The sequence below is a fragment of the Duganella vulcania genome (assembly GCF_009857655.1).
GTDB lineage: Bacteria > Pseudomonadota > Gammaproteobacteria > Burkholderiales > Burkholderiaceae_D > Rugamonas > Rugamonas vulcania.
This window is the reverse complement of sequence record NZ_WWCX01000008.1, coordinates 88,408-112,553: the sequence shown is the minus strand read 5'-3', so window position 1 is coordinate 112,553 and position 24,146 is coordinate 88,408. Positions and strand designations below refer to the sequence as shown.

Here is a 24,146-nt window from a genome sequence, read left to right as displayed (position 1 = left end):
AGCACACATTCTATCGGCACATGCGCCCGTCAAAAATCCATGCCGCCGGATTTCCTCAATAATGTTGCCCCCTTTGGCCATTTTCATAATTGCCCGGCGATGCACAAGATCGCAGAATCCGCCCTGCCCCCCCAAACAATGAGGATTCACGATGGCGACACTCCGCACCGCCGCGCCCCTGCTGGCGCTTTCCCTTGGCTGCACCGGCCTGCCCGCGCAGGCCGCCGAGCTCGGCTTGGCCAAGCTGTTCTCCGACCACGCGGTGCTGCAGCGCGACCAGCCCATCGCCGTCTGGGGCACGGCCGGCGCCGGGCGCCAGCTGACCGTGAAGCTTGGCGGCCAGACGGTCACCGCCAACGCGGATGCGCAAGGCAAGTGGCGCGCCGAGCTGCCCCCGCAACCGGCCGGCGGCCCGTACGCGCTGACGGTGACGTCGGACGGCCAGACGGTCAGCCGCAGCGACCTGCTGGTTGGCGACGTCTACCTGTGCTCGGGCCAGTCCAACATGGAATTCGCGGTGCGCGCATCCACCAACGCCATGGGCGCCACGTATGGCGCGCGCAACGACAGCCTGCGCTACCTGAACATCGAGAAATACAGCGCGGCCGCGCCGCAGGACGAACTCAAGGGCAAGGCAACGTGGACGCCGCTGACGCCGGAATCGGTCGGCGACGCCTCGGCGGTCTGCTACTACATGGCGCGCACGCTGCAGGCGCGTTACAAGATCCCGGTCGGCATGATCCACGCCAGCTGGGGCGGCACCGCGATCCAGAGCTGGATCGGGGCCGAATCGCTGCGCACCTTCGGCGACTACGCGGCAGGCGTGGCGGCCGTGGCGCAATACGGCGCCGATCCGGCCGAAGGCATGCGTGCCGAGGAAGCGCGCAGCGAGGCATGGTGGCGCGCCCACGATCCGGCCGCCGCCGCGCAACACGCGTGGGCCGCGCCGGACTTCGACGACGCCGCCTGGCCCACCATCACCCCGTCCGGCTCGTGGAAGGACAGCGGCCTGGCCGGCTTCAAGGACTTCGACGGCGTGGCCTGGTACCGCACCGCCGTCACGCTGACCGAGGCGCAGGCCAAGGCGGCCAACATGCTGCGCCTGGGTCCGGTCGACACCTACGACAGCACCTGGGTCAACGGCGTACGCGTGGGCGGCGCCAGCACCTCGTGGATCTGGCGCGAGTATGCCGTGCCAGCCGGCGTGTTCAAAGCCGGACGCAACGTGATCGCCATGCGCGTGCTGAGCGGTGGACAGGGCGGCGGCCTGTCGGGTGGGCCGGACAGCCGCGCCATCGGCACCATGGATGGACAGACGATCGCGCTGCCGGCCGCCTGGAAAGTCCAGCGCGGCAGCGTCCTGCGCAACCTGGCCGTGCCACCGGCGCCGTGGGACATACCAAACAGCCTGACCACCCTGTACAACGGCATGATCGCCCCGCTGGTCGGCTACAAATTCAAGCTGGTGGCGTGGTACCAGGGCGAGGCGAACGCGGGCGCCGGGCAGGAATACCGCGCGCTGCTGCCCTTGCTGATGCGCGACTGGCGCCAGCGCTTCGGCCAGCCGGCGCTGCCGTTCCTGGTCGCGCAGCTGACCTCGTTCGCCGGCACGTCCAAAGCGCCCGGCCAGTCCAGCTGGGCCGAGCTGCGCGACGCGCAGGCCGAGGCGGTGGCGCGCGACGCCCATGCGGGCCTGGCCGTCACGCTCGATGTCGGCGACCGCTACGACATCCATCCGACGCAGAAAACGGTGGTCGGCGAGCGGATGGCGCGCGCGGCGCGGGCCGTGGCCTACGGCGAGAAAATAGCACCCGGCAGCCCGTCCCCGGTCTCCGCGCGGCAAAGCGGCAAGGACATCGTCATTACCTTCCGCGACACCGGCGGCGGGCTGGCGACGTACTCGTCCGACCGCGCCATCGGCTTTGAAGTATGCGCGGGCGCCAGCTGCCGCTACGCCGACGCCCGCGCGGCCGGCGACACCGTGGTGCTGCCCGGCGCCGCCGGCGCCAACGTCACGCATGTGCGCTACGGCTGGGCCGACGCACCGTTCGTGAACCTGTTCAGTGGCGACGACCTGCCGGTCGGCACCTTCCAGCTCGACACAACAAAATAAACCGGAGACCCTCATGCAAACGACTTTCCGCCGGCCGCCGCGCCTGGCCCTGATCACCCTGTGGCTGGCCGCCGCCTCGCTGCACGCGGCGGCCGATCCGCTGGCGCCGACCGCGCGCTGGAGCGCCTACACCGCCGGCCGCGCCGCGACGCCGCCGATGGGATGGAGCAGCTGGAACGCCTTCGGCACCGACATCGACGAAGCCAAGATCCTCGGCTCGGCCCAGCGCATCGCCGACAGCGGCCTGGCCGCGCGCGGCTACCGCTACATCAACATCGACGACGGCTGGGCGATACGCCGCCAGATACCGGACGGCCGCCTGGTGATACGGGCCGACCGCTTCCCGTCGTCGGTGCAGGGCGGCAGCTTCCGCCCGCTCACCGACAAGCTGCACGCGATGGGGCTCAAGGCCGGCATCTATTCCGACCTCGGCCGCAACACCTGCTCGCAGGCGTATTCCGGCAACGAGACCGACCTGCCGAAGGGCAGCGTGCTGGAGCGGGAGATCGGCCTGTACGGCCATATCGACCAGGACATCAACCTGTTCTTCGGCGACTGGGGTTTCGACTTCATCAAGGTTGACGGCTGCGGCCTGCGCGCCTACGGGGCCAACAGCGCCAAGGTCCGCTCCGGCCAGTACCGTGCGCTGACGCCGGTGTTGGACCTGGAATCGGTCAGCCATTCCGACATCCCGGCGGTGCAGGCGGAGTTCACGCAAATCAACGCGGCACTGCAGCGCAACAAGCCGGACGGCGACTTCCTGCTGTCGCTGTGCATCTGGGGCGCCGCCGACGTGCGCGCCTGGGGCAAGAACTACGGCAACCTGTCGCGCACCAGCGACGACATCACGCCATCGTGGAGCCGCCTGCTGAGCAATTTCGACAGCGCGGCGCGGCGCGAATTGTATGGCCATCCAGGCAGCTGGAACGATCCCGACATGCTGTACATCGGCAAGGGCGACTTCGACGCCGGCCATCTCGTGGAAGCGCGCTCGCACTTCGCGCTGTGGGCCATACTGAACGCGCCGCTGATGCTGGGCGCCGACCTGCGCACCATGCCGCAGCCGCTGATGGACATCGTCGGCAACGCCGACATCATCGCGGTCAACCAGGACCCGGCCGGCAACCAGGCGGTGCTCGCCTATGACGCCGACGACCTGGAAATCCTGGTCAAGCCGCTGGCCTCGGGGCAGAAGGCGGTGGCGATCTTCAACCGCGGGCTGGGGCCGATCGACGTCGACCTGACCGCCGAACAACTGAAGTTCCGCAACGACGCGCCGGTCAAGCTGACCGACCTGTGGACCAAGGCGGACAGCACGTTCACCAAGGAGACCAAGCTACGCGTGATGCCGCGCGAGACGCGGATCTTCCGTGTCAGCGGTGAGCGGGCGCTGGCGCAGGGCGTCTATCTGTCGGAACAGCCGGGCAGCGTGAATCCGGCGGTCGATGGCGTGGTCCGGCCGCAGGTCGATCCGACGATCTTCCGCTCGTCGGCCGGCTGGACCGGCACCAAGGGACCGGGCGAACGGCCGATGTACGCCGGCTGGGGCGGCGCGCGCGCCGACAGCACGCCCTACGGCCAGGTCATGCAGATCGCCGGCACACAGTACGCCACCGGCATCGGCATCCTGGCCAACTCCCGGCTGGAGGTGCGCAACCAGGGCTACCGCCGGATGAGCGCGCAAGTGGGCGTGGACGATTCCGCGCAGGACCGCAAGCACGACGTCACCTTCATGATCTACGGCGACGGCAAGCTGCTGGCCAAGAGCAAGCCGCTGCGCTGGGGCCAGCCGGCGCAAGCCTTGAACGCCGACGTGGCCGGCGTCCGCATGGTCGAACTGGTGGCGCGCAGCACGGCCGGCACCAACGAGCACTTGCCGGTCAGCTGGGGCAACGCCGCCTTGCTCTCATCCGCGCGCTCCGACTAACGGCATGATCGCGGCGGCCTGAGCAGGCCCGGCCGCCGCGCAGCTGTCACATACTTCATCGCAGGGGCGGGCGTACCGTCGCGACTTGCATCAATCGTGTGCGCTATGCCGCGCACGCACGCAGGCGTAAAGTGGTGGATGCTGACAAGGAGCCCGCCATGAATGGTAACAATCAACCTCAGCACGAGCAGCACCACATCACCGAACGCATAGCCCGTCTTGAAACGGCGGTCGACTATCAGAGCCAAGCCATTTCCGTGCTACGCGAGGAGATGCGCGCCGGCTTTAGCCGAGCGGACGCAAGCGTAAACACAGGTTTCGCCCACGTCGACGACAAGTTCGCTCATGTCAACGACAAGTTTGCCCATGTCGACGACCAGTTCGCTCGTGTCGATGCCCAGTTCGCTCGTGTCGACGCGGAGTTCGTTCGTGTACATGAACAGCTGATGAAGATACGCACCACGGATTTCCGCATCCTGTTGAGCATCAGCCTCACCACAGCCCTGGGCACCCTCAGCCTGATCGTCAAGGTCTTCGGCCTGCTCTAGCGCCTCACTCGCGGATTTCCGGCTCCACCAGCTGCCCCAGCAACTGCAACGATTCCTGCCAGCCGAGATAGCACGCTTCGGCCGGAATCATCGCCGGTATGCCTTCCTGCACCACCTTCAACTCCACGCCGCAGAACACTTCGCGCAGCGTCACCGTGGTTTGCATGGTGCCGGGCAGGTTGGGATCGTCGAACTTGCCGGTGTAGACCAGGCGCTGGTTCGGCACCAGTTCCAGGTACTCGCCGCCGAAGTGGTGGCCGCCGCCGGTGGTGAAGTTCGTGAACGACATGCGATAGCCACCGCCCACCTTGGCGTCCAGCGCGTGCACCTTGCCGGTGAAGCCGTGCGGCGGCAGCCATTTGGCCAGCGCGTCGGCATCCAGGAAGGCCCGATAAACGCGCTCAGCCTTGGCCTTGAACACGCGGTGCAGTTGTACAGTATTCGTGGTCATGATCGTATCTCCCAAATAAGCCAGAGGACATCCCTCTGCCAGCTACGACGAACGACGGTCCGCGAATTCGACACGCCGCGCCTATCCTGTCAGTAATAGACAAATACGTAACGAGCGCCTATCCTGCATGTTTTCAAATTTGAAATATTAAGGATACGCCATGAGGCAGATTTTTTCCACCCGGCCGCTGCTGGCCGTGGCGCTCGGCGCCGCTGTCTCGTTGAACGCCGGCGCGGCGGAACAGCGCACGCTGGCCACCGCTGATTTCAACACCTGCGCCAAGCCGGTCTGGCCGAAAGAGGCGCTGCGCAACGAGCAGACCGGCACGGTCACGCTGTCCTTCCTGGTCGACGCCGACGGTAGCGTCGCCGACAGCAAAATCGTCCGCTCCAGCGGCTTCCCGCTGCTCGACGACGCGGCAGTGTCCGCCGTGCGCCTGTGCCACTTCAAGCCCGGCACCGTGGACGGCAAAGCCGTCAGCGCCTGGATGCAAATGCAATACGTCTGGACCCTGGAGGGCGGCTCCCGGCCGCACGTCGACCAGGCCAGCGTGAACCGGTACCGCGAGGCCGCGCTGGCCGGCGATGCCGAAGCGCTGTACCAGCTGGCCAAGGCCTACAGCAACGGCGCGGCCAACCAGGCGACGACCCTGCAGCAGTTCCGCGAGACGCTGGACAAGAACCTGGCGGACGCGCAGTTCGAGCTGGCCCACCGGCTGGAAACCGGAACGAACGCGCCCAAGGACCCGGTCGAGGCAACGGCCTGGTATCGCAAAGCCGCCGAAGCGGGCAAGGTGGAAGGGCAGCTTGAACTGGGCTACCGCTACGAACACGGCAAGGGCATTACGCAAAGCTACGCCGAGGCGATGGCCTGGTATCTGAAGGCGGCGGCCCAGGGCAACCACGTTGCGGAAAATAATATCGGCCTGCTGCACGCCTATGGCCGCGGCGTCGCCATCGATTTCGCCGAGGCGGCCGTCTGGTACCGCAAGGCGGCCGAGGGCGGCAACGCCTGGGGCGAGGCCAACCTGGGCATGTTCCTCCTGTACGGCCGCGGCGTTCCCCAGGACTTGCCGCAAGCGCGGCAATGGCTGGAGCGCGCCGCCGCCAAGTCCAATCACAACGCCGAACGCGACCTGGCGCTGATGTACCTGAACGGCAACGGCGTGCCGCGCGACGACGCGGAGGGCTTGCGCTACCTGCGGCTGGCGGCGGAAGGCAAGAACGTCGACTCGCAAATCCGGCTGGGCCTGGTGTTGAGCCACGGCCTGCTGGGCGTGGCCGCCGATCCGGCCGAGGGCGTGAAGTGGCAGCGCGCCGCGGCCAAGCGCGGCAATGCGATCGCCGAAAACAACCTGGGCTATGCCTATGAAACCGGCAGCGGCGTCGCGCAGGACTACGCCGCCGCGCGCGACTGGTATGTCCGCGCCGCCGGCCGCGGCAACGGCAACGCGCAGGCGGCGCTGGGCGGCCTGTACGAGCACGGCCTGGGCGGCGACAAGGACCCGGTCCGCGCGGCGGCGCAGTACCAGCTGGCGGCTGCGCAAAACAACGCCGAGGGCCTGTATCGCCTGGCGGCGCTGCACGAGGCCGGACTGGGTGTGCAACACAGCGCGTCCACGGCCGCCGCCATGTACCAGCGCGCGGCCACGCTGGATTTCGAGGCCGCCATGCGCCGCCTGGCCACGGCCTACGAAAAAGGCGAACTGGGCCTGAAGCCGGACGCGGCGCTGGCCCGCGCCTGGCAGGCCAAGGCTGATCAGAAGGCCGCCGCGCCGCGATTCGAGTTCCGCTAATCCGGCCGGCTCGGCTACACTGCCGTCTTGTACCGCATGAGGATCAACGATGGAAAATTTTGTCGAGCTGCTGGAAACCCTGGCACAGCAGGAAAAGGAATTGCAATTTACCGCCTTCACCAGCGACACCGCGCTGGCGCTGGGCCTGAAGGTGGTCGAGCTGGCCAGGCAGCGCGAGAAAAGCGTGACGGTCAACGTGACCGTCAACGGCAAGGTGCTGTTCCACCACGCGATGCAGGGCGCCACGCCCGACCAGGCCGACTGGATACGGCGCAAGAGCAATGTGGTGACGCGCTTCGGCCGCTGTTCCTTCCACGTCGGCACCGACTACAAGAATCGCGGCGTGGTGTTCGAGGACGTGAAATACCTCGACCCGAAAGAGTACGCCCCCTTCGGCGGCTCGTTCCCGGTGGTGGTCAAAAATGTCGGGCTGATCGGCACGGCCACCGTCTCCGGCCTGCGCCAGGCGGAAGACCATGCGATCATCGTGGAAGCACTGCGGGCAGTGCTGACGTAATCAGTAATGCGGCGGCGGCTCGTGCGCCAGTGCACCACCGCCGCCGCTGCCTTGCGCCTGGTCGCGCACATGCTGCACCAGCGCCGCGCACATCTGCTCCAGCTTGTCGATCTGTTGCTGCTGCTCGTAGACGCGCTGGTTCAGCGACTCCACGATGTGCTCCTGGTGCGCCAGTTTGATTTCAATATCGATGAAGCGGTCTTCGGTGGTGCTCACGGCATACTCCCTGCTGGAAAGCCCGCATTCTACTTGAGATAGACCCCACCGCAGACCACCATGTCGTCCTCCGGCACGCAATACATGGACTTCGGCTCGATCTGCTTGCTGACCGGATTGGTGAACTTGTAGTCCTGCCAGAACGGCTGCTTCTTCTTCGCCATCTCGACGCGCTCCTTGACGAAGGCCTTGCCGTCGACGTCCTTAATTTCCAGCAGGTTCTTGCCGATCATCTTGGCGTTGGCGCCGTGGGCGCGCACCACGCCGTCCATGCCGTACACGGTCAGGTACAGGTCGCGGTCGACGAACTGGCCGTCCTTCCTGTCGATTTCGCTGTAGGTTTTTTCCTTGCCGTTGGCCTTCAAAAACTTCAGGGCCTTGTGCACCATCGCCTCCGCTTCCGGCTTGGTGGCGAATTCGGCGGCCTGCACCGACGGCAGCAGGGCACAGCTTAAAACCAGCGACGCGATTAACTGTTTACGCAAGATTATCTCCAACGGAAGCATGCCGGATCGGCACGTGCCGATGCTAGCACAACCTGCGTGGGATTACGTCTTCGGTGTGGTCAAAAGTTCCTTCATCCGTGCCAGCCGCTCCTTCGGCGTCAGCACTTCGGATTCGGCCGGCACGGCGTTGCCGACGTCGAGCTCCATCTCCTTGATGAAGCGCGACGGATCGCAATGCACCTGCTCGCCCGCGCGCTTGCGCTTCTTGCACCAGGTGATCTGCAGCGTGCGCTGCGCGCGCGTGATGCCGACGTACATCAGGCGCCGCTCCTCCTGCACGCGGGCGGCGATGGTCTCGGCCGGCGCGTCCGGGTCGCCCTTGTGCGGCAGGATGCCTTCCTCCACGCCGACCAGGAACACGTGCGGATACTCCAGTCCCTTGGACGCGTGCAGCGTGGACATGCGCACCGCGTCCGGATCCTCGTCCTGGCCTTCCAGCATGGACATCAGCGCCACCATCTGCGTGAGCTCCAGCACGTTCTTTTCCTCGCCGTCGCGGTCCTTGCCGCCGCGGCCGCGCTCCTTGAGCCAGTTGATGAACTCCAGCACGTTCTGCCACCGGCTCTGCGCGGCGCGCTCGTCGAACATATCGTACAGATAGGATTCGTAGTTGATCGCTTCCAGCAAGTCGTCCAGCACCTGGGCCGCGTTGTCGCCGCTGCCGCTCGGGCCGGGCCGGCTGGCGCGCGCCTCGAGGTTGTTGATGAAGTTGCAGAAGTCGCGCAGCGGGCCCAGCTGGCGGTCGTTCAGCAGCGCCTCGATGCCGCCCTTGAACACCGCCTCGAACAGCGAGCACTGCCATTGGCCGGAGAAGGTGCCCAGCGTTTCCATGGTCGACTGGCCGACGCCACGGCGCGGCGTGGTCACGGCGCGGATGAAGGCCGGATCGTCGTCGGTGTTGGCCAGCAGGCGCAGGTAGCTGATGATGTCCTTGATCTCGGCCTTGTCGAAGAAGCTCTGGCCGCCGGAGATGGTGTACGGAATGCGCTCCTTGCGCAGCGTCTGCTCGATGACGCGGGCCTGGTGGTTGCCCCGGTACAGGATGGCGTAGTCGGACCACTTGTTCTTGCGCTGGAAATGGTCGGCCGAAATCATGATCGCCACCTGCTCGGCTTCCTGGTCGTCGTTGGCCATGCCCAGCACGTTGATCGGCTCGCCGAGGCCGTGTTCGGACCACAGGGACTTCTCGAACAGCTTGGGATTGTTGCCGATCACCGCGTTGGCCGCCTGCAGGATGCGGGTGGTGGAGCGGTAGTTCTGCTCCAGCTTGATCACCGCCAGGTCGGGGAAGTCGGTCTGCAGCGTCTTCAGGTTTTCCACCGACGCGCCGCGCCAGGCGTAGATCGCCTGGTCGTCGTCGCCCACGGCGGTGAACATCGGCTTCTTGCCGATACCCGTCACCATCAGCTTGACCAGCTCGTACTGGCAGGTGTTGGTGTCCTGGTACTCGTCCATCAGCAGGTAGCGCAGGCGGCGCTGCCACTTGTCGCGCACCGGCTCGTTGTTGCGGAACAGCTCCACCGGCAGGCGGATCAGGTCGTCGAAGTCCACCGCCTGGTAGGCCGACAGCGTGGCCACGTAGCTGGCGTAGATGCGCGCCGACTGCGCCTCGTCCTCGTCCTTGGCTTTCTGCAGCGCGATCGCCGGATCGACCAGGCCGTTCTTCCACAGCGAGATGTCGGTCTGGATGCGGCGCACCACCTGCTTGTCGGTGGTGATGGCCAGGTCCTGGATCAGCGAGCCGCAATCGTCGGCGTCCATGATGGAGAAGCGGTCCTTGAGGCCGACGCCGTTGGCCTCCTGGCGCAGGATCTTGACGCCCAGCGAGTGGAAGGTCGACACCGTCAGCTGCTTGGCCTGGCGCGGCTGCTTGAGCAGCTTGGCGATCCGCTCCTGCATCTCCAGCGCGGCCTTGTTGGTGAAGGTCAGCGCGGCGATGGTGCGCGGATCGTAGCCGCGGTCCTCGATCAGGTGGGCGATTTTCTGGGTGATCACGCGCGTCTTGCCCGAGCCGGCGCCGGCCAGCACCAGGCAGGGGCCGTCCAGGTAGGTGACCGCTTCGCTCTGCGGTACGTTAAGGCCGAATTGTGGTGCTTTGGACATCGAATGGCGCTATGGCAGGGTGACAACCAGCCATTGTACAGCGCTTGGCCTGAGCGGGCGCAGAGGTCGTGGCGACATTTGCGTTACCATGCGGGGATGAGGCGCACGCGCGCCTGGCTTTTAGATGGTTGCCCCATGAAATTCGAACATTTGATTGAAATTAACGACCCGCTCAATCCGCTGATCGATGCGCTGAGCATCAAGCAGTTGTGGAGCGGCCTGGTGCTGCGCGCCGAATCGCCGAAGCTGTTCGTGCCGCACCTGGACGAATGCACGATCACCGAACGCGAGGAGCTCAGCTTCCGCCGCAGCCTGCGCTACGGCGAGCTGGTGATCGAGGACCGCGTGGTGCTGGAACCGATGCGCGAGGTGCGCTATGAAGTGGCGGCGCAGCAGGACATCAGCCAGTCCAGCCTGACGATGACGATCGAAACGCCGACCGCCGACACGCTGTACGTGCGCTTCCAGTACGACGACGGCCACGACGCGGCCACCGACGCCGCCAACGCGATGTACGACGATTTCCGCCGCTCGGCCTACCAGGAATCGGACATCGACACCATCCGCGTGCTGCGCGACCTGGCGCAGCAGGGCCGGCTGGACGCGCTGCTCAACTGAGCGGGCCGCCGCGCCTGCGGCGCCCCGGAGACCGTCATTCCCGCGCAGGCGGGAATCCATAGACCGCGGGATTAGCCGCTGGGGCGCAAATTCTTGAACTACGGCGCCGGCGTGCAGTCGATGCAGGCGCAGTCGTGGGCTGGCGCGTTGGCCAGCTGGTGCGCCAGGTCGCGCAGCGCGGTGCGCACGCCTTCCTCCACCACCGGGTGGTAGAACGGCATGTCCAGCATGGCGCTGACGGTCAGCCCGGCCTGGCAAGCCCAGGACAGCAGATGCCCGATGTGCTCGGCGCGCGGGCCGATCATCTCGGCGCCCAGGAAGCGGCCGGTGGCATGCTCGGCGTACACGCGCAACATCCCCTTGTTCTGCAACATGACACGGCTGCGGCCCTGGTTCTCGAACGACACCTTGCCGACCGCGAAGCGGCCCTTCTGCGAAGCGCACAACTCCTGGTAGCTGGCGCCCAGCGTGGCGATCTGCGGCTCGGTGAAGGCGATGGTCAGCGGCGTGCGGCGCAGGCCGGGCTGCACGGCCGGATAGCGCGCCGCGTTGTCGCCGGCGATGCGGCCCTGGTCGGCCGCCTCCGGCAGCTGCGGGCGTTCCTGGTCGGCGTCGCCGGCGATGAAGATGGCGCTGTCGCCGCACTGCATCGTCTGCGGGTTGAAGAATGGAATGCCCTGATGGTCGCGCGACAGGCCGGTGTGCTCCAGGCCCAGCTTGTGGACATTGGGCCGGCGGCCGATGGCCGACAGCAGGTAGCTGAACTGCTCGGTGCGCTGCGTGCCGTCGGCGCCCTCGCTGGTGACGGCCAGGCCATCGGCGTCCGCCACCACGCGCACCACCTTGGTCTTGAAGCGCACGTCGAGCTCGTCGGCCATGGCGCGCCGCGCCACCTCCAGCACGTCCGGGTCGCTGAGCTGGGCGACGCTGCCGCCGCGGCCGAACACGGTCACGCGCACGCCCAGCCGCGCCAGCGCCTGGCCCAGCTCCAGGCCGATGATGCCGGTGCCGGCCACGGCGATCGAGTCCGGCAGGTCGTCCCAGTCGAACACATCGTCGCTGGTGATCACGCGCGGACCGGCCGCGCGCCACTCGTCCGGCACGATGGGCGTCGAACCGGTGGCGATGACGAAGCGTTCCGCCTCGACCAGCGTGTGGTCGTCGATTTGCAGCTGGGTCGGACTCAGGAAGCGGGCGTGGCCGTGGAGCTTGTCCTCGGCCGGATAGCCGTCCACGCTCTCGACGACGAAACCGACAAACCGGTCGCGCTCGCTGCGCACGCGCGCCATCACGGCCTTGCCGTCGATGCGCGGCTGGCCCGGATGCACGCCGAACGCCGGCGCCGCCTGCAGCGCATGGGCCGCCTCGGCCGCCGCGATCAGCAACTTGCTGGGCATGCAGCCGACGCGGGCACAGGTGGTGCCGTAGACATGGCCTTCGATCAACAGGGTTTTCTTGCCGCCGGTGGAGGCGGCGCGATAAGCGGTCATGCCGGCGGTGCCGGCGCCGATCACCGCGACTTCGGTGCGTAGCGTTTTCATTCCCAGAGTCTACACCGTTTGGCCGGACCGCATCCTCGCCCAAAAAGCAAGCTTTTCCCGCGCACGATTGCGTGTAATCGAGTTTTACTTAATTTCCAAATAGCATTAGTATTACTTATCGTTTTTAATTTTTATAAGTGCAGCTTATGGGATCACTGGACTACCGCGCGCTGGCCGTGCTGGACGCCGTCGCCAGCCAGGGCAGCTTCGAAAAGGCCGCCCTGGCGCTGGGCATCAGCCAATCGGCCGTTTCGCAGCGCATCAAGGCGCTGGAGGATGCCGCCGGCCGGCTGCTGATCGTGCGCGGCCAGCCGGCCGTCCCGACCGGCCTGGGCCAGCGGCTGGTGTCGCACCACCGCAACGTCCGGTTGATGGAGGCGGCGCTCGACATTGATATGGGACACAAAGTGAGCATGCCGGAGATCGCGCTGGCGGTCGACGCGGCCAGCCTGGCGACCTGGTTCCCGATGAGCCTGCAACCCCTGCTATCGCCGCCGCGCTGCCAGCTGAAGGTGCAACTGGCCGACCAGCGGCTGGCGCTGCACCTGGTGCAGGAAGGCAGCGTCTTCGGCAGCATCGCCGCCGCGCAGGAGCACCCGGACCAGCACGCCAACGGGCCGGAAGTCACGGCGCTGGGCAAGCTGCGCTACGTGTGCGTCGCCACGCCCGCGTTCGCAGGGCACTGGTTCGGCGACGGCTTCTCGCAGGAAGCGGCGCGGCTGGCGCCGGCAGTGATCAGCGACCAGGACATGATGACCGGCTTCCTGCGCACGACGCTGGACCTGAACGGCCCCTATCCACACCACACCATGCCGCAATCGGCCGCCACCAGCGAGTGCATCCACGGCAGCCTGGCCTACGGCCTGATGCCGCAGATCCAGGTATCGAGCGCCCTGGCTGCCGGGCGCCTGGTCGACCTCGCGCCCGGCCACCACATCGACGTCGCCCTGAACTGGCACGCCTGGAACCTCGACACCCCGTTCACCCGCGCGCTGACCGAGCAAATCGTAGCCACCGCGCAACGCTTCTTGCTCTAACCCATTTTGGGGTCAAGTCTGGCATTCGGACACGAGCTCTACCGTAGCACCAAGCTACGGTAGAGCTCGTGTCCGAATGCCAGACTTGACCCCAAATTAGACAAATTAGATGTCCAGCGGGTCTACTTCGAGCGACCACTTCACGCGGCTTTTCATTTCGCGCAGAGTGAGTAGCCACTCTCGCAGGAAGGCTTGTAACATCGGCCTTGAGGCCGATTCCACCAGCAACTGCGCGCGATCGACGTTGTGGACTCGCGTCATGCTCATCGGTATCGGATCGTTGATGGTGATGCCGGGATGCTCGACGCAGTCGCGGGCGATGGTCAGGAATTCAATGGCGGTGGCCAACTCGGGCGCCTCGGCCCGCAGCAACGCCTGGTACAGATAGGGCGGCAAGGCGGCCTGTTCGCGCTCTTCCAGCAGGGCTGAGGCGAAGTGGTCGTAGTCGTGGTTCACCACCGCACCGTACAGCGGGTGCTGCGGATACCGGGTCTGGATCAGCACTTCGCTGACGCTGCCCCCCTCGGTCTGCGCGGCGCGGCCGGCGCGGCCCGCCACCTGCATCAGCTGCGCGAACAGGCGCTCGCTGGCGCGGTAGTCCTGCGAAAACAGCGCCGTGTCCGGGTTCAGGATGCCGACCAGCGTCAGGTTCTTAAAATCGTGTCCCTTGGCCACCATCTGCGTGCCGATCAAAATGTCGACCTCGCCCCGGTGCACGGTGTCGAACGCTTCCTGCGCGCTGCCCTTCTTGCGCGTGGAATCGGCGTCGATGCGCAGCACCCGCGCTTCCGGGAACAGCGCCTGCAAGCCTTCTTCCACCCGCTGCGTGCCGCGGCCCAGCGGTTGCAGGTCGACGTTGCCGCAGGTGGGGCAATGGCGCGGGATGCGCATCTCCAGGCTGCAATGGTGGCAGCGCAGCCGGTGCTCGGGACGGTGCAGCACCATGAACGAGGTGCAGCGCGTGCACTCGCTGATCCAGCCGCAGGATTCGCAGCAGATCACCGGCGCATAACCGCGCCGGTTCAGGAACAGCAGCGACTGCTCGCCGCGCTCCATCCTCTGCCTGATGGCCGCAATTAATTGGGATGTGAGCCCGTCCTTGGGCTTGTCGCGCTCCATGTCCAGCAGCTTCACTTGCGGCAGCACGGCGTTCTTGACCGCCCGCTCGCGCAACTCCAGCTTGCGGTAGCGGCCGGATTGCGCGTGGTGCCAGCTCTCCAGCGACGGCGTGGCAGACCCCAGCACGATGGGGATGCCCAACTGCCACGCGCGCCACACGGCCAGGTCGCGCGCCGAGTAGCGCAGGCCTTCCTGCTGCTTGTACGAGGGATCGTGCTCCTCGTCGATGACGATCAGCTTCAAATTCGGCAGCGACGCCAGGATCGCCAGCCGCGTGCCCAGCACGATGCGCGCCTTGCCCTGGTGCGCGGCCAGCCAGTGCAGCATGCGCTCGCCTTCAGACAGGCTGCTGTGCAAGGTCGCCAGCATCACACCCGGGAAGCGCGCGCGGATATTGCCCTCCAGCTGGGGCGTGAGGTTGATCTCCGGCACCAGGATCAGGATCTGCGCGTCCGGCTCGCGCGCCAGCACCTGCGCGCACGATTGCAGGTAGACCTCGGTCTTGCCGCTGCCGGTCACGCCGTACAGCAAGGTCGGCTTGAAACCTGTGGCGCCGCCGATGGCGTCCGCCGCCTCCTGCTGCGAGGGATTGAGCGCCGGCATGTTCAGCGGCGTGCCGTCGTGCGGTGCATCCAGCTTGGCCAGCTTCTTCAGCGCCCGGTCCAGCGCCACCGTGGTCAGCACGCGCAGGTTCTTGGGCAAGCCGGGCAGCGCCACCTCGCCCAGCGGACGCTGGTAATAGTCGGCGGCAAAGCCCGCCAGCGCCAGCCATTGCGCCGACAACGGCCCCAGCTGGCTGCGCACGGCCAGCGCATCCTTCAACTTATCCACCGGCACGTCGGTCTCGGCCGCGACGCCGACGATCAGCCCCATCACCTCGCGCCGCCCGAACGGCACCAGCGCCAGCTGGCCGACCTGCGGCTGCTCTGCCGCATCGCAATGCCAGCGGTAGTCGAAAATCGCGTTCAGCGGCGTATCAAGCGCAATCTGAAGAATGCAATGGTGGAAAAGGCCCTGCATGGATCCCGTCACAGTAGAAAATTCCCGCGGCAATAGGGCGCAAATACCGCGCCCGCAGGCCCGGTTTGATGTATCCACAGTTTTTGTGGATAACTTTGTGGACAAAGGAATCTTAATCCCCGGAAAGCACAGACTTCAGGCTTGGCATCGTCGTAAACCGGGCAAAAATTCAAAATTATTTCTCTTTAAAATCAACCACTTGGAAAATGCTTCCTAGGAGAAGAAAATTTCGCGTTTTTTCTCCGCCGCTGTGCATAAGTGAAGTATTTAGGATGCTTTTTTTGCTGAAATCAAGCACTTTTTGGGGCTTATCCACCGATATTGCAAAGCACAATGCAATACTATCAACGCGGAAGCCAGTAGGTACTTTATGTATAAGGTTTGTCTGTTCGCAACTTCGTTATCGCGGTCTAAACTTTGCCTAAAAATCGTGCAACGCAACATACACTTCAAGCAAAACAGCAACATTATGGCTAAGTCACGGTTTACTAAGTACTTTTATTTTTTATCCACAGTTTTTGTGGATAACTTTGTGGACAATGAAGAAATAAACTAGTTTCAGCGCACAGTCAAGGTTTACGACTTGCCATCTATTGACTCTTCGTCCACAAAATTTATTCCATGTAATCAACGACTTGCAAGGAGCTCTCGGGCTAGAAAAAAAGCACTGCCTAATATTTCCGCAGCAAAAAAAATTGTGTATAAGTCGGTATTTGCTTTCCCGTGCGCACCAACGAAAAAGGGCACGCCTCCGGAGAAACGTGCCCTCTGTTCGCAAATTACATCAGCCGGCGCGCTGGGCCTTGCTGTAGCTATGAACGGCTTCGACCATGGCGGCGACGTTCTCCGGCGGCGTGAACTGCGAGATGCCGTGGCCCAGGTTGAACACGTGGCCATTGCCGGCGGCCGGCGTGCCGTAGGCGTCCAGCACCTTGTGCACTTCGGCGCGGATCTGGTCCGGGCTGGCGAACAGGATGGCCGGATCCAGGTTGCCCTGCAGGCCGACCTTGTGGCCGACCAGCTTGCGCGCCTGGGTCAGGTTGACGGTCCAGTCCAGGCCGACCGCGTCGGCGCCGATGTCGGCGATCTGCTCGATCCAGTGGCCGCCGCCCTTGGTGAAGACGATGGCCGGGATCTTGACGCCGTCCTTGTCGCGTTTAAGCAGCGAAACCACCTGCTGCATATATTTGAGCGAGAACTCCTGGTAGGCGCCGTCGGCCAGCGCGCCACCCCACGAGTCGAACACCATCACCGCCTGGGCGCCGGCGTCGATCTGGGCGTTCAGGTATTCGGCCACCGCCTTGGCGTTGATGCTCAAAATGTGATGCATCAGGTCCGGGCGGTTGTACAGCATCGTTTTGATGGTGTGGAACTCGCGCGAGCCCTGGCCTTCGACCATGTAGCAGGCCAGCGTCCACGGGCTGCCGGAGAAGCCGATCAGCGGCACGCGGCCGTTCAATTCGGTGCGGATCTGGGTGACGGCCTTGAACACATAGTCCAGCGAGCCCAGTTCCGGCGCGCGCAGCGCCATCACATCGGCCTCGGTTTTCAGCGGACGCTCGAATTTCGGGCCCTCGCCTTCGACGAAGTACAGGCCCAGGCCCATCGCGTCCGGTACCGTCAGGATGTCCGAGAACAGGATGGCCGCGTCCAGCGGGAAGCGGTCCAGCGGCTGCAGCGTGACTTCGGTGGCGTAGTCGGGATTGGTGGCCAGGCCCATGAAGGAGCCGGCCTTGGCGCGCGTGGCGCGGTATTCCGGCAGGTATCGCCCCGCCTGGCGCATCAGCCACACAGGCGTGTAGTCGGTCGGCTGGCGCAACAACGCGCGCAAGAAGGTGTCGTTCTGGAGCGGGGCAAATTGTGGCATGGAAGGCAATCGAAATCGGTCAAAGAGCTATTATCGCATCCTGCGCGGTTTTTTTTTGCTGGATGATAGTCCGTTCATTCACTATCATGCGTAGCACCCGACTTTGGAGACGCCATGACATCCGCCCCACCCATTACCGCCCCTTACGGCGCCTGGCCATCGACCATCAGCGCCGCGCGCGTCGCCGCCGGCGCCACGCCCCTGTCCACGCTGATGCTGGGTGGCGCCGATGGCAGCGATATCTTCTGGCTGGCCGGCCGCGCCGCCGAAGCGGGCCGCAATACCCTGCTGCGCCACCACGGCGCGACCATTGGCGAATTGACCCCGGCCCCCTTCAATGTGCGCAGCCGGGTACACGAATATGGCGGCGGCGCCTACCAGGTGGACGGTGATACCGTCTATTTTTCGCATTTTGCCGACAACCGCGTCTACAAACTTGATCTAGCCGACGACGGCGCCGCGCCGGTCGCGCTGACCACGGCCGGCAAGCAGCGCTTCGCCGATTTCGTGGTGGACCGCGCGCGCAATCGCCTGATCGGCGTGCGCGAGCTGCATGGAGATGATCCGCACACGCAGCCAGCCAACACCATCTGCGCGATCGACGCCGACGGCGGCGAGACCGTGCTGGCGCAGGGAGCCGATTTCTACTCGTCGCCGCGCCTGTCGCCGGACGGCCGCTCGCTGGCCTGGCTGAGCTGGGACCACCCGCGCATGCCATGGCAGGGCACCACGCTGTGGCTGGCCGACATCGCCGACGACGGCACGGTGGCCGCGCCGCTGCGCATCGCCGGCGGCGATGAGGAATCGGTATGCCAGCCCGAATGGTCGCCGGACGGCCTGCTGCACTTCGTCTCCGACCGCAGCGGCTGGTGGAACCTGTACCGTCTGTGCCGGGGCCGCGACCGCACCGAGGGCCTGTGCCCGATGGAGGCGGAATTCGCCTCGCCGCATTGGACCTTCGGGAACTCGATGTACGGCTTCCGCTCGGCCTCCGAAATCATCTGCACCTACATCGACAAGGGCGTGAGCCGCCTGGCGCGCCTGCTGCCGGGCAGCGGCAAGCTGGAAGCCATCGCCAATCCCTACGAGGAAATCCGCGAACTGCGCGTGGCCCCTGGCTACATCGCCATGCTGGCGGGCGGCCCCACCATCCCGATGGAGCTGGCGCGCATCGACTTCACCGAGGAGGGCGTGGAGATCCTGGCGCAGTCGATCGAGGAACTGCCGGACGAGGACCAGCTGTCCATCCCCGACAGCATCAGCTACCCCAGCGCCAACGGCCGCACCGCGCATGCCTTCTTCTACCCGCCGCGCAACCGCGACGTGACCGCGCCCGCAGGCAGCAAGCCGCCGGTGATCGTCATCAGCCACGGCGGCCCGACCGGGATGACCGTCAACACGCTGAACCTGAAGACCCAGTTCTGGACCAGCCGCGGCTTCGGCGTGCTGGATGTGAACTACGGCGGCAGCACCGGCTTTGGCCGCGCCTACCGCGACCTGCTCAAAGGCCAGTGGGGCATCGTCGATGTCGAGGACTGCGTGGCCGGCGCGCAGGCGCTGGTGGAACGCGGCCTGGCCGACGGCGAGCGCCTGATCATCCGCGGCAGCAGCGCCGGCGGCCTGACCACGCTGTGCGCGCTGACCTTCCACAACGTGTTCAAGGCCGGCGCCAGCTACTACGGCGTGTCCGACCTGAAAGGGCTGGACCAGGACTCGCACAAGTTCGAATCGCACTACAACGAATACCTGATCGCGCCGCAGCCGCAGGCCGAGGCGCTGTACCAGGCCCGCTCGCCGATCAACCACACCGACAAGCTGGCGCGCCCGATGATCTTCTTCCAGGGCCTGGACGACAAGGTCGTGCCGCCGCAGCAGTCGGAGATGATGGTCGACGCGCTCAGGGCGCGCGGCGTGCCGGTGGCCTATGTGCCGCTGGAGGGCGAGGGCCACGGCTTCCGCAAGGGCGAGAACATCGTCCGCACGCTGGAGGCGGAGCTGTACTTCTATCAGCGCGTATTTAAGCTAACCCGTGGCCTGCACGACCCGGCCGCCACGCCGCCGGTACACATCGATAACCTGAAAGACTGACCCCGCATGACCGACGCAAAGCTGCTCGCCGAATTTGACACGCTTGAGTTCAACGAAAAAATGATACTGGCGTTGCTCGCGCTGATCGGCGAGCCGGTGGGACGCACTTCCATCCTCGATCACCTGAACCGCGCGCGCATCGAGGACAAGGACGGCAACGCCTACAGCGTCGGCACCTTGGACGAGGCGCTGCGCAAGCTGGAACGGCTGGCCTTCATCAGCGTGGTGACGGGGCGCGGCTTTGTCTGCAACCCCAAGCTGCGCTGGCCGGCGATGCGCGCGTCCATCGGCACGCACGCGCTGGATGACCTGTGCAATGCCTACGACGAGCTGGTGCCGATGCGCCAGACCTGGAACAGCGTCGAACCGCGCAGCTACCGCGCCGGCATGGCGCGCCTGCGCATGGGCCTCCTGCGCGGCCAGACGCCGCAGCAGATCCAGCCGATACTGGCCTTCTGCCTGGGCAGCTACGAGGCGGCGCAGCTGCATCCCATTGTCGACATCTTCGGCCGTCCGTTCGAGCCTGGCATGCTGGCGCGCGTGCATCCGCTGCTGCAGGACGATGTGCTGATGGTGCTGCTGCAAAACGCCCAGCATGAATTCCTGACCGTGCCGGTGATACGCGAATTCTGCGAGCAGCACATGCAGCGCCGCCAAGCCGCCAAGGACGACATCAGCCCCGAGCTGCGCATGGCACTGGCGGAAGACGCCATCCTGTGCGGCCGCCTGGACGACGCCAAGCGCTACCTGGAGCGCACCGCCGGCCCGCAGAGCCAGTACCTCGCCAGCGCCGTGGTGCTGCTGCGCGGCGCCAGCGGCGCGGCCATCGTCGGCTTCGACGCGGCGCTCAAGACGCTGCGGCGCGACACCGGCAAGCGCAAGCACCTGCTCACCGGCATGGGCGGCTACCTGTACCTGCTGTCGATGCTGCGCAGCGGCGACCCGAAACACCTGAAGGCGGCCGAGGCCTACCTCGAAATCGCCGTGCGCATGCCGCAGAACCGCGACACCGCCGTGCACCAGCAGATCGACATGCTGCGCCAGATCCGCGCCGGCATCATGCCGCCCGCCGCCGTCTCCACGCTGGCGTGGGAGACCGGCCTGCAGACGCAGATGTTCCAGTGCCTGCTGTATTTCTGGTTGTCGCTGCCGCAGCTGTCCGAGCGCAAGGCGCAACTGGAGGAGCTGGCGCAGAACGCCGAACGCGCCGGCTACCTGTTCATCGCCGGGCAGGCCGCCTGCCTGCTGGGCCACCTGGGCGACGTCGAACAGCAGCGCCACGCGAACGCGCTGCGCTCGCGCCTCGGCTACCCTGACCTGACGGTGTGGTTCGAGCGGCAGGAGGCGTGGCAGCGGCAGCTGACGGCGCTGATCAACCTGCAGCAGCCCGCCGCCGTCGATGCCGCCGGCAGCACGCGCCTGGTGTGGATGCTGAACTACGATAACCGCCACGGGCTGACCGACGTCGCGCCGGTGGAGCAGAAGCGCGACGCGCGCGGCCTGTGGAGCAAGGGCCGCGCCGTGGGCCTCAAGCGCCTGCGCTTCGAGGCCGAGCAGTTCGATTTCCTCACGCCGCAGGACGTGCGCGCGTCCGAGGCGATCTCGGTGGCGCACCGCACCTACCAGTCCAGCGGCCTCGCTTACGAAATCGATCCGCAGCGCGCCGCCTCCGCGCTGATCGGCCACCCGCTGCTGTTCTGGGCCGACGCGCCCGATACGCGCGTGGAGATGCTGGCCGGCGAGCCTGAACTGCTGATCAAAAAAAGCCCCGGCAACCTGGAACTGCGCCTGCAACCGCCGATCCCGGACGACAGCTCCTCCGTCATCGTCACCAAGGAGACGCCGACCCGCCTGCGCGTGGTCACCATCCTCGACGAGCACCGCCGCATCGCCGCCATCGTCGGCGATGGCCTGAGCGTGCCGGCCCACGCGGAACAGCAGGTTCTGCACGCGATCAGCTCCATCTCGTCGCTGGTGACGGTGCAGTCGGAAATCGGCGGCGCCGCGCCGGACATGGAACAGGTGGAGGCCGACATGCGCCTGCACCTGCACCTGCTGCCCTACCAGCACGGCCTGAAGATGCAGGTGCTGGTGCGGCCGCTGGCCAACGGCGCGTACTACGCACCCGGCGCCGGCGCGGACAGTGTGATCGCGGACGTCAACGGCAAGCCGGTGCAGGCGCGCCGCAAACTGATCGACGAACGCGACGCCGAGCGCGAACTGATCGCCAAGTGTCCGGTGCTGGAATCGGCCGAGCAGGAACACGGCGAATGGCTGCTGGGCCAACCGGCGCTGTGCCTGCAGCTGCTGGTGGAGCTGCAGGAGATGAACCCGGACAGCATCGTGCTGGCCTGGCCGGAAGGCGAGAGCTTCCGCGTGACCGCCAAGGTGGAGACCAAGCAGCTGCGCCTCGCCATCAAGAGCAACAAGGACTGGTTCGCGGCCAGCGGCGAACTGCAGATCGACGAAGGCAAGGTCATGGACCTGAAGACGCTGCTGGAGCTGATGCAGAAGAGCCAGGGCCGCTTCGTGGAGCTGGGCGAGAACCGCTACCTGGCGCTGACCGAGGAACTGCACCGCCGCCTGATGGAGGTGTCGGTCTACGGCGAGATCACCGGCGACGGCGTGCGCCTGCATCCGCTGGCGTCGTTCGCGCTGGAGGAACTGGCCGACGATATCGGCGGCCTGAAATCGGACAAGCTGTGGAAGGAGCACCTGGCGCGCATGGAGGCGCAGGCGTCCTTCGTGCCGCAGCTGCCGAGCACTTTGCAGGCGGAGCTGCGCGACTATCAGCTGGAAGGCTTCAACTGGCTGTCGCGCCTCGCCAGCTGGGGCGTGGGCGCCTGCCTGGCCGACGACATGGGCCTGGGCAAAACGCTGCAGGCGCTGGCGCTGATCCTGTCGCGCGCGCCGCAAGGCCCGACGCTGGTGGTGGCGCCGACCTCCGTCTGCATGAACTGGATCAGCGAAGCCGCGCGCTTCGCGCCGACCCTGAACGTGAAGCTGTTCGGCCCCGGCGACCGCGCCGAGACCATGTCCACGCTGCAGCCCTACGACCTGGTGGTGACCAGCTACGGCCTGCTGCAGCTGGAGTCCGCGCTGTTCGCCGGTGTGCAGTGGAACACCATCGTGCTCGATGAGGCGCAGGCGATCAAGAACGGCGCCACCAAGCGCTCGCAGGCCGTGATGGCGCTCAAGGGCGACTTCCGCATGATCGCCACCGGCACGCCGCTGGAGAACCACCTGGGCGAGTTGTGGAACCTGTTCCGCTTCATCAATCCGGGCCTGTTGGGCAGCATCGAGCAATTCAACCTGCGCTTCGCCGCGCCGATCGAAAAGCCGCAGGACCATCGCGCCGAACTGGGCGCCCGCAACCGCCTGCGGCGTCTGATCCAGCCCTTCATGCTGCGCCGGACCAAGGCGCAGGTGCTGACCGAGCTGCCGTCGCGCACCGAGATCACGATGGAGGTTGACCTGTCGGCGGAAGAGACGGCGCTGTACGAATCGCTGCGCCGCGCCGCGCTGGAAAACCTGGCCGCGGTCGAAGGTCCGGCCGAGAAGAAGTCGATCCAGATCCTGGCCGAGATCATGCGGCTGCGGCGCGCCTGCTGCAATCCCAACCTGATCGCGCCGGAGCTGGGCCTGGCCAGCAGCAAGCTGGCGGCCTTCGCCCACCTGCTGGAAGGCCTGCTGGAGAACCGCCACAAGGTGCTGGTGTTCAGCCAGTTCGTCGACCACCTGTCGCTGATCCGCGCGCACCTGGACGCCAACAACATCAGCTACCAGTACCTGGACGGCTCGACCACCATGGCCGACCGCAAGAAGCGCGTGGACCTGTTCCAGTCCGGCCAGGGCGACGTGTTCCTCATCAGCCTGAAGGCGGGCGGCGTCGGCATCAACCTGACCGCCGCAGACTACGTGATCCACATGGACCCGTGGTGGAACCCTGCGGTGGAAGACCAGGCCTCGGACCGCGCGCACCGCATGGGCCAGCTGCGGCCGGTGACCATCTACCGGCTGGTGGCGCGCCACACCATCGAGGAAGGCATCGTCGAGCTGCACCAGCACAAGCGCGACCTGGCCGACAGCCTGCTCGAAGGCAGCGATGTCAGCGGCCGCATGTCCGCCAGCGAGATGCTCAACATGCTGCAGGAAGGCCTGAAAAAGTAGATGAACTTTGCCTGGCCCGCTCCGGTCTTACTGGCATTGCCCGCACCGGGTTTGTGAAGAGGAGAGCGCCATGAAAACCATAGCAGACATAATGAGTCGCGACGTGACCAGCGTGTCGCCGGAGGAAACCATACGCCGCGCGGCCGAGTTGATGGACGATCTCGATGTCGGCGCGCTGCCGGTCACCGAGGGCCACCGCCTGGTTGGCATGATCACCGACCGCGACATCACCATCCGCGCCACCGCCGCCGGCCTCGGGCCCGAGGAAACGCTGGTGACCGAGGTGATGTCCGAGGATATCTGTTACTGCTACGAGGACCAGAGCGTCGAGGAGGTGATGGAGGACATGGGCGACATCCAGGTGCGCCGGGTGCCGGTGGTCAGCCGGGACGACCACAAGCTGGTCGGCATCGTCGCGATGGCGGACCTGGTGCGGGACGAGGCCATGGAAGGGCGCACGGTGGAGACCTTGCGCGATATCTCCTCCCCGATGCCGCCGATGTAGCACGG

General features: G+C 65.9%; 18 protein-coding genes. 11 read left to right on the top strand and 7 right to left on the bottom strand.

The genetic code is table 11. The features are described 5' to 3' along the window. Positions 1-151: 151 nt before the first annotated feature. From GTP90_RS08415 to GTP90_RS08405, 3 genes are all read left to right on the top strand, one after another. Complete coding sequence (locus tag GTP90_RS08415) at positions 152-2,113, top strand: sialate O-acetylesterase (protein ID WP_161083078.1); 1,962 nt, start codon at positions 152-154, stop codon at positions 2,111-2,113. Positions 2,114-2,126: 13 nt separating this feature from the next. Then, positions 2,127-4,040 carry an NPCBM/NEW2 domain-containing protein gene (locus tag GTP90_RS08410; protein WP_161083077.1) on the top strand — a complete coding sequence of 638 codons (1,914 nt, stop codon included), beginning with the start codon at positions 2,127-2,129 and terminating at the stop codon, positions 4,038-4,040. Positions 4,041-4,198: 158 nt separating this feature from the next. Beyond that, positions 4,199-4,588, top strand: a complete 390-nt coding sequence (locus GTP90_RS08405) for a hypothetical protein (protein WP_161083076.1) — start codon at positions 4,199-4,201, stop codon at positions 4,586-4,588. Between the two features lie 4 nt (positions 4,589-4,592). Here GTP90_RS08405 and GTP90_RS08400 read toward each other — a convergent pair whose 3' ends face one another. Beyond that, positions 4,593-5,039 carry an SRPBCC family protein gene (locus GTP90_RS08400; RefSeq protein WP_117012175.1) on the bottom strand — a complete coding sequence of 149 codons (447 nt, stop codon included), beginning with the start codon at positions 5,037-5,039 and terminating at the stop codon, positions 4,593-4,595. 160 nt (positions 5,040-5,199) lie between these two features. Between GTP90_RS08400 and GTP90_RS08395 the strand changes: the two genes are divergently transcribed. Beyond that, positions 5,200-6,834 carry a TonB family protein gene (locus GTP90_RS08395; RefSeq protein ID WP_161083075.1) on the top strand — a complete coding sequence of 545 codons (1,635 nt, stop codon included), beginning with the start codon at positions 5,200-5,202 and terminating at the stop codon, positions 6,832-6,834. 49 nt (positions 6,835-6,883) lie between these two features. Next, the gene (locus GTP90_RS08390) at positions 6,884-7,351 is read left to right on the top strand and encodes a heme-degrading domain-containing protein (protein ID WP_161083074.1); all 468 of its coding nucleotides are present in this window, start codon (positions 6,884-6,886) and stop codon (positions 7,349-7,351) included. Here GTP90_RS08390 and GTP90_RS37295 read toward each other — a convergent pair whose 3' ends face one another. The 3 genes from GTP90_RS37295 to GTP90_RS08375 form a co-directional block, all read right to left on the bottom strand. Then, entirely contained in the window at positions 7,352-7,567 is a 216-nt protein-coding gene (locus GTP90_RS37295) for a SlyX family protein (protein WP_161083073.1), read from the bottom strand. It abuts the gene before it with no gap. Positions 7,568-7,596: 29 nt separating this feature from the next. Beyond that, positions 7,597-8,052, bottom strand: a complete 456-nt coding sequence (locus GTP90_RS08380) for a cache domain-containing protein (protein ID WP_161083072.1) — start codon at positions 8,050-8,052, stop codon at positions 7,597-7,599. 63 nt (positions 8,053-8,115) lie between these two features. After that, on the bottom strand, positions 8,116-10,176 hold the full coding sequence (locus tag GTP90_RS08375) for a UvrD-helicase domain-containing protein (RefSeq protein ID WP_161083071.1): 2,061 nt from the start codon (positions 10,174-10,176) through the stop codon (positions 8,116-8,118). A gap of 135 nt (positions 10,177-10,311) precedes the next feature. Between GTP90_RS08375 and GTP90_RS08370 the strand changes: the two genes are divergently transcribed. Then, on the top strand, positions 10,312-10,794 hold the full coding sequence (locus tag GTP90_RS08370) for an SRPBCC family protein (RefSeq protein WP_161083070.1): 483 nt from the start codon (positions 10,312-10,314) through the stop codon (positions 10,792-10,794). Positions 10,795-10,892: 98 nt separating this feature from the next. On the opposite strand, the gene GTP90_RS08365 is transcribed toward GTP90_RS08370, so the two are convergent. After that, positions 10,893-12,335 (bottom strand): dihydrolipoyl dehydrogenase, encoded by a 1,443-nt coding sequence (locus tag GTP90_RS08365; protein ID WP_161083069.1) that lies wholly within the window; start codon positions 12,333-12,335, stop codon positions 10,893-10,895. Between the two features lie 146 nt (positions 12,336-12,481). Here GTP90_RS08365 and GTP90_RS08360 point away from each other — a divergent pair, with 146 nt between their 5' ends. Then, on the top strand, positions 12,482-13,372 hold the full coding sequence (locus GTP90_RS08360) for an ArgP/LysG family DNA-binding transcriptional regulator (RefSeq protein WP_161083068.1): 891 nt from the start codon (positions 12,482-12,484) through the stop codon (positions 13,370-13,372). 105 nt (positions 13,373-13,477) lie between these two features. On the opposite strand, the gene GTP90_RS08355 is transcribed toward GTP90_RS08360, so the two are convergent. Further along, positions 13,478-15,511, bottom strand: coding sequence for a primosomal protein N' (locus GTP90_RS08355; RefSeq protein WP_161083067.1), 2,034 nt, complete (start codon positions 15,509-15,511; stop codon positions 13,478-13,480). On the opposite strand from GTP90_RS08355, the gene GTP90_RS08350 reads away from it, so the two are divergent. Next, a complete protein-coding gene (locus GTP90_RS08350; RefSeq protein WP_161083066.1) occupies positions 15,510-15,728 on the top strand; it encodes a hypothetical protein in 219 nt (72 codons plus the stop codon). The two genes, GTP90_RS08355 and GTP90_RS08350, sit on opposite strands and share 2 nt — an antisense overlap. 567 nt (positions 15,729-16,295) lie before the next feature. Here the strand turns inward: GTP90_RS08350 and hemE are convergent. Continuing rightward, on the bottom strand, positions 16,296-17,378 hold the full coding sequence (hemE, locus tag GTP90_RS08345; protein ID WP_117012183.1) for a uroporphyrinogen decarboxylase: 1,083 nt from the start codon (positions 17,376-17,378) through the stop codon (positions 16,296-16,298). Positions 17,379-17,492: 114 nt separating this feature from the next. Here hemE and GTP90_RS08340 point away from each other — a divergent pair, with 114 nt between their 5' ends. From GTP90_RS08340 to GTP90_RS08330, 3 genes are all read left to right on the top strand, one after another. Further along, a complete protein-coding gene (locus GTP90_RS08340; RefSeq protein ID WP_161083065.1) occupies positions 17,493-19,466 on the top strand; it encodes a dipeptidyl-peptidase 5 in 1,974 nt (657 codons plus the stop codon). Positions 19,467-19,472: 6 nt separating this feature from the next. After that, positions 19,473-23,636, top strand: coding sequence for a DEAD/DEAH box helicase (locus GTP90_RS08335; RefSeq protein WP_161083064.1), 4,164 nt, complete (start codon positions 19,473-19,475; stop codon positions 23,634-23,636). A 70-nt stretch (positions 23,637-23,706) separates the two neighbouring features. Further along, positions 23,707-24,141: a CBS domain-containing protein gene (locus GTP90_RS08330; protein WP_161083063.1), complete on the top strand. Its 435-nt coding sequence runs from the start codon at positions 23,707-23,709 to the stop codon at positions 24,139-24,141. Positions 24,142-24,146: the final 5 nt, after the last annotated feature.